This is a genomic window from Luteimonas sp. A537 (assembly GCF_054052065.1).
On the sequence record NZ_JBSVRH010000021.1, the window covers coordinates 1 to 1,238 of the forward strand.

Consider the following 1,238-nt stretch of genomic DNA (forward strand, 5'->3'; position numbering starts at 1 on the left):
TGATCCTGCCCCTGCTTCACGGACACCCGGATAAGCGATTAAATATCGCAATCCGAGGTGAGACAGATGACCAGGAAGAAGTCAGAGACGAAGGCAGAGCGTAAGCGGTTCAGCCCTGAGTTCAAGCAGCAGGCGCTGCTGCGGGCGGCGAAGGACGGGATCCCGGCGGTGGCACGCGACCTGGGTCTGGAACCGGCGCAGTTGTACGGGTGGCGGACGAAGTCCCAGCAGCAGGGCGAAGATGCCGAGGTGCGGCGCGCCCAGCAGGCGGAAACGGCCCAGCTCAAGCGAGAGGTGGCGCGCCTGGAGGAAGAGGTCGCGTTCCTAAAAAAAGCGGCGGCGTACTTCGCGAAGCAGCCCAAGTGAAGTACGCCACGATCAAGGCGCACGAACCCGAGTTTCGGGTCCGCGTCATGTGTCGGGCTCTGGGTGTGTCGCCCAGCGGGTACTACGCGTGGCGGAACCGGACGCCGTCGCAGCAGGCGCAGGCCCGCGCCACGCTGGATGCGCAGGTGCGGGAGGAGTTCGAGCGGCGCAAGGCTCGCGCCGGCGCGCCGCGCCTGTCGCGGCACCTGGGGCGCGGTCGCCGCCAGGTGGCGCAGAGTCTGCGCCGGCAGGGCCTGCGAGCGAAGGCGGCGAAAAAGTTCAAGGCGACGACGAACTCGAACCACACGCTGCCGGTGGCGGAAAACCTGCTGCAGCAAGACTTCACCGCGCAGCGTCCGAACGAGGTGTGGGTGGGCGATATCACCTACATCGCTACGGACGAGGGCTGGCTGTACCTGGCCGTCGTGCTGGATCTGTTCTCCCGCAAAGTGGTGGGCTGGTCGATGTCGGAGCGGATGACGGCCACGCTGGTGTGCGATGCGCTTCGGATGGCGCTGTTCCGGCGCAAGCGGCCTCGTGGCGTGATCATGCATACCGACCGGGGCAGCCAATACTGCTCTCGTGAGCATCGCGCCCTGCTCGATCAGGACGGCCTGGTCGCCAGCATGAGTGCCAGAGGCAACTGCTACGACAACGCGGCGATGGAGAGCTGGAACCACAGCCTCAAGGTCGAGGCGATCCACGGCGAGCGCTTCGCCACCCGCGCCGAGGCCAAGGCGCAGGTGTTTGAGTACATCGAGGTTGACTACAATCGAGACCGGCTCCACTCGACGCTGGGCTACGTCAGCCCGGAGCAGTTCGAGCGGGCCCACGCTGCTTAGACGGGTGTCCGAGAAACGGGGGCAAGATCA

1 protein-coding gene is annotated in these 1,238 nt (G+C 65.9%); it reads left to right on the forward strand.

Translation table 11 applies throughout. From position 1 onward, the window contains the following. Positions 1-66: 66 nt before the first annotated feature. A protein-coding gene (locus ACW7GZ_RS14880; RefSeq protein ID WP_457010053.1) for an IS3 family transposase occupies positions 67-1,208 on the forward strand; the annotation gives its coding sequence in 2 pieces (ribosomal slippage) (positions 67-337 and positions 337-1,208; 1,143 coding nt in all). Positions 1,209-1,238: the final 30 nt, after the last annotated feature.